The sequence below is a fragment of the Komagataeibacter melomenusus genome, from assembly GCF_013155395.1.
Lineage (GTDB): Bacteria > Pseudomonadota > Alphaproteobacteria > Acetobacterales > Acetobacteraceae > Komagataeibacter > Komagataeibacter melomenusus.
Map to the genome: position 1 here is coordinate 1 of NZ_JABJWC010000088.1, position 4,733 is coordinate 4,733.

Sequence of the window (4,733 nt, forward strand, 5' to 3'; positions counted from 1 at the left end):
GTGGCGCGGGGGGCGGGCACGGGGTGGTGCGGCGGCACGCCCACGGGTGGCAGGTGAGCGCCCAGCGCCGACATCTGCACGAACTGCGTGGGCGCGACAGGCTGGAGCGCCTTGTCGTAACGGCTGGCCAGCGTGGCCAGCCGGTCGGGCTGGTTCAGCATGGCCCATTCGGCGCGCAGCATGGCGGTCTGCGCGCGGGTGCGCTCCGTCTGCTCCACGATCTGGGCAATCTGGTGGTCAAGGGCCGTGGTCTGCTGTTTCTTGTTATACAGAAACAGGCCGGACACAGCCGCCACCACGGCAAAGAGAAGCGTGACTAACCGACTCATGCGGCAGGTTCCGATGCTGCGATGGATGGGGGGGCAATGCATTCCATCGCGCGCAGTCTTGCGCTGCGTGCACGTGGATTACGGCGGGTTTCTTCTTCTCCCGGCCGGATGGGGCGTCCGGTCAGGAGTTTGAAGCCGGTTGGGCCCGTACGCTCGGTCATGGCGCGTGGGTCATGGCGGGAGGGAGCGGGCACGCGGCCGGCAGCACGCAGCATGGCCTGCTTGACCAGCCTGTCTTCCAGCGAATGGAACGAGACGACAACCAGCCGCCCGCCCGGCGCCAGCAGGCTGGGGGCCTGTTCCAGCACGGCGCGGATCTGGCCGAGTTCATCATTGACGTGAATGCGCAGCCCCTGGAACGTGCGGGTGGCGGGGTCGATGCCCGAACGGTCGGGGCGCACGACCGAGCGCACCACGTCGGCCAGTTGGGTCGTGCGCAGCAGCGGGGCTTCGGCGCGCGCGCTCACGATGGCGCGCGCCACCCGGCGTGACAGGCGTTCCTCGCCATAATGGTAGATGATGTCGGCCAGTTCTTCCTCGGGCAGGGTATTGACCACATCGGCCGCGGTTGGCCCCGTGTCATTCATGCGCATGTCAAGCGGGCCATCCATGCGGAAGGAGAAGCCGCGCGCGGCCTCGTCGATCTGGTAGGACGACACGCCAAGGTCGAGCACGATGCCGTCCACCTTCGTTACGCCATCGCGCGCCAGCAGGGCCGTCATCTCGGCAAAACCGCCATGGAGCAGGTGCAGCCGCGTGCCGCCATCATCATCGGTGAAGGCGGGGGCAAGCGCCTCGCCGCGCGCAATGGCGCTGGGGTCGCGGTCAATGCCCCACAACCGGCAATTGCTGCTGGCCAGGATGGCGCGCGCGTAGCCGCCCCCGCCAAAGGTGCCATCCACGTAACGGCCGCCATCATGCGGGGCGAGGTATTCCATCACCTCGGCCAGCATCACGGGCACGTGGCCGGGGTCGTGCGGGGGGAAGGGGGCGTTCATGACGGCGAACCCGCAGGCGGCAGGCCCCGCCCCGCGGTCAGGCCACGGGCGCGCAGGCGGGCATCGGCCCGGCGGGCGGCTGCGGCCTGTGGTTCCCAGATCTGGAAGGTGCGGCCCAGCCCCATGAAGGTGGCCTGGTCGGTCAGGCCCGCATGGGCGCGCAGGGATTCGGGCAGCAGGATGCGGCCTTCGCGGTCAGCCTCGAACGGATAGGCATCGGCATAGAGGGCGGTGGCCAGGTCATCATGATCTTGGGAAAAAATGTCCATTTCATCCAGCGGGCGGGTCAGTGCGGCAAAAGCATCAGCGGGCCATGCCTCGAGGCAGGGATGCAGATGGGACGGACGCAGGATGGCCAGCGGCTCGCCCGATTTGGCCCGGGCACGCAGCGCGGCACGGAATGCGGAGGGAATGGAAACGCGCCCCTTTGCATCCAGCCGGTTCTGGTGTGTGCCCAGGAATACACTCACGCTGCGCGATGCCCTCCCTCGGCAAATTTAGAAAACCCAGCGCTCAGCCCCCGTGGCGCCTGTTGGTGCGCCCCTTTCTGAATCTGGTGTGAGCATGGGATAACATGGGATTTTATGGGGGGTCAATTAAAGATGCAGGAAAGATGGCCGAAAAATACAGTTATTGCAGCACAGGTGGGTGATGGGGCATGTAAAACCGTACCGGTCATGCGCAATATGGCAGGAATGTGCGTTGTTTATGGTTTGTTCTTTAGTCTTAATACTTGTAAACAACTCTGGGTAGAATACCCCGCGCAAGGCGGTTGAATCATGAAAGGGGAGGAGTGCCAGACGGTCTGTAAGCCGGGTTCTGTCCGCCCCCTGCGGGGCGGGACGATCATTCCTCTGCGATGCGCATTGCTGCGCACCTGACGCGACCAACCCGAACGACAGGGCGGAAAAACCCCTGATGGCGCCTTGCGGCCCATCCGCCGTTCCTATTCGGTCTTGCTCCCGGTGGGGTTTGCCCTGCCATCCATGTTACCATGCATGCGGTGCGCTCTTACCGCACCGTTTCACCCTTGCCCCCTACGTCGCCCGCATTGCTGCGCGCGCCGCCGTGAGGGCGGTCTGTTTTCTGTGGCACTGTCCCTGGGGTCGCCCCCGCCGGCCGTTAGCCGGCACCGTTTTTCCGTGGAGCCCGGACTTTCCTCCATCACGTGAATGACCACGTGGCAGCGACCGTCCGACCGTCTGGCATGCGGAAACTGGCGGTGCATGCGCGTAGCGTCAAGCGATAAATGAGGGGGCTGTATTCTTTCAATCCGTTTTTCAGCCGGAAAGGCGCTCCATGCCCGATTCAACCGCCGCTTCCCGCCCTGGCCTGCTCACCCGCTCACTGCTGGGTGGCATGCGCTGGTGGCACGCGCGGCGGCGTAACGTCGAGCCCCATACGCTGGAGGACATGCGCCGCAGGCTCGACCGCCCATGTTTTCCCATGAGGCTGTCCTCGCTACAGGTGCGGCGCGTGATCAACTGCCGCGTGCCGGGGCGTGACGGCCTGGTGGCCGCCCGGCTGTACGTGCCCTATGGCCGGGTGCATGGGGTGGTGCTGTTCATGCATGGGGGCGGGTATGTGCATTGCGGGCTGAATTCGCATCACGGCATATGCTGCAGGCTGGCGCGGCAGTCAGGGGCGGCGGTGCTGTCCATCGATTACAGCCTCGCACCCGAGAACCGTTTTCCCCATGCGGTGGAGGATTGCTGGGCGGCGCTGCAATGGCTGGCGGGCGAGGCGCATCGCTGGGGCGGCCCGATTGCCGTTGCGGGTGACAGCGCGGGCGGCACGCTGGCCGCCGTGCTGGCCCAGATGGCGCGAGACCGGGGCGGCCCCAGGCTTGCCATGCAACTGCTCTATTATCCTTCGCTGTATGGGGAGCGTGATGTCCCCTCCCGCGAGACCTATGCCACGGGCTACGTGCTCTCCACCAAGCTGATGGAATGGTATGCCGAGCAGTATATCCGCACGCCTGCCGACCTGCATGACCCGCGGCTTGCGCCCATTTTCGCGCCCTCGCTCGCGGGCCTGCCGCCGGCCGTGATCGGGCTTGCGCAATGCGACCCCCTGCATGATGAAGGCACCGGCTACGCCCGCGCCCTGCAGCAGGCCGGCGGCCGGGCCGAAACCCGCACCTGGCGCGGCACGGTGCATGGGTTCCTCAATTTCTACGCCTTTCTGCCCGCAGGCCGTGCTGCCATAAAATATGGCGCCCATGTTCTGCGGCGCGTGCTGCGCGGGCAGGGCTGACAAACGGGAGCAGTTTCCGGGGAACCGGGCTGAAGCAGGCGCGGGATCAGGGTTTCCCTGTGGTAACCTGCACGACCTTATGGGTGCCTTCTATTCTGATTTCAGTATCGCTTTTGATATTATTCATGAACGTATTGAAACTTTGGGCAATTTTCGATATCGCGTCATGGCCCATGTAGTCGCTATCATAATAATATATACAGGCGTCGCCTTTCTTTTTCATCAGGAAGTACGTGCCGCCGCTGCCAATCGCAAATGGGAAGAAATATTGTGATATCTCGTCGTCTGCCATGAGGGAGATATCATTGGCAATATCTTCTATTTCTATAAAATATCGAACATAAGAACTTATCTGTTCGGAAATGTCATAATATCCATTCCTGATTTCAGCGCCGTTATGCTGCCTGATAAACTGTAAATATTCGTTATTGAAAATGGCATCGATACGAGCCTCCACTGCCACTATTTCCTTTGGGGACGGCATGGATTTTGCATGGCTGATCTTTATCATTTCTCGGCCCGAAAAAATAAGGGACTGTTTGGAAAGTTAGCCCGAAAAACATCCAGAAATCATAAGAAAGTTTTTGGTGAAGCTTTTTTCAAAAAGCTTCAAAGAACACTGCCTTTTTGAAAAAAGGCAGCACCCAAAAACTTTTATCATTTTTTATCAATGAGTTGTTTTCAGGCTGTCTCTCATCACTGCCTTTTCAAGGCAGCGGGTGGAACATGCCGGGTGACTGCCAATCCGTCAGTGCCTTCTGGTCCAGCCGGTCGATGCGCAGCGTGAACAGCAGCGGCAGCGTGTTGCGATCGCCAGGGCATTTGCCGGAATGCTTTTCCATGACCTGGATGCGGGTGGCATCGGCCGGGTCGTTGCCGTTGACCACAAAGAGCAGGCAGTCCTTCGCATCCGCCGTCATGCCGTTATGGGTGACAATGGTGCGGAAGTGCTCGACAAGCGCCGTGTTGTCGAACCAGCTCGTGCGCGAGAAGGTCAGCTTGTCGGCGGCCTGGTCCAGCCACCCCATGCGGCCCACGAGGATGACGAGGGCCGCCATGGGGATGAGCATGAGCACGCGGCGGATGATGCGCTGCCTGAGCGTAACCGGCGCGCGCCTGCGGGTCAGGCGCGCGCCGGTTACGCTCAGGC

At 62.3% G+C, this 4,733-nt stretch carries 6 protein-coding genes and 1 other RNA gene; 1 reads left to right on the forward strand and 6 read right to left on the reverse strand.

Annotated features, from left to right (window positions below; genetic code table 11):
* From ftsL to rnpB, 4 genes are all read right to left on the reverse strand, one after another.
* Positions 1-329, reverse strand: a 329-nt coding sequence (gene ftsL, locus HNW77_RS16925; RefSeq protein WP_456306036.1) for a cell division protein FtsL, incomplete at its 3' end; no start/stop codon positions are given.
* Complete coding sequence (gene rsmH / locus HNW77_RS16930) at positions 326-1,327, reverse strand: 16S rRNA (cytosine(1402)-N(4))-methyltransferase RsmH (RefSeq protein ID WP_172159254.1); 1,002 nt, start codon at positions 1,325-1,327, stop codon at positions 326-328. The genes rsmH and ftsL, both read right to left, overlap by 4 nt.
* On the reverse strand, positions 1,324-1,797 hold the full coding sequence (mraZ, locus tag HNW77_RS16935; protein WP_172159255.1) for a division/cell wall cluster transcriptional repressor MraZ: 474 nt from the start codon (positions 1,795-1,797) through the stop codon (positions 1,324-1,326). The genes rsmH and mraZ overlap by 4 nt, the downstream gene beginning before the upstream one ends.
* A 322-nt stretch (positions 1,798-2,119) precedes the next feature.
* Positions 2,120-2,533: RNase P RNA component class A (gene rnpB / locus HNW77_RS16940), an RNA gene on the reverse strand.
* A 93-nt stretch (positions 2,534-2,626) separates the two neighbouring features.
* Here rnpB and HNW77_RS16945 point away from each other — a divergent pair.
* Positions 2,627-3,583 (forward strand): alpha/beta hydrolase, encoded by a 957-nt coding sequence (locus tag HNW77_RS16945; RefSeq protein ID WP_172159256.1) that lies wholly within the window; start codon positions 2,627-2,629, stop codon positions 3,581-3,583.
* Between the two features lie 46 nt (positions 3,584-3,629).
* Here the strand turns inward: HNW77_RS16945 and HNW77_RS16950 are convergent, their stop codons facing one another.
* Together HNW77_RS16950 and HNW77_RS16955 are read right to left on the reverse strand one after the other, a co-directional pair.
* Complete coding sequence (locus HNW77_RS16950) at positions 3,630-4,094, reverse strand: SMI1/KNR4 family protein (protein ID WP_306665924.1); 465 nt, start codon at positions 4,092-4,094, stop codon at positions 3,630-3,632.
* A 196-nt stretch (positions 4,095-4,290) separates the two neighbouring features.
* Positions 4,291-4,731 (reverse strand): hypothetical protein, encoded by a 441-nt coding sequence (locus HNW77_RS16955; RefSeq protein WP_172159258.1) that lies wholly within the window; start codon positions 4,729-4,731, stop codon positions 4,291-4,293.
* Positions 4,732-4,733: the final 2 nt, after the last annotated feature.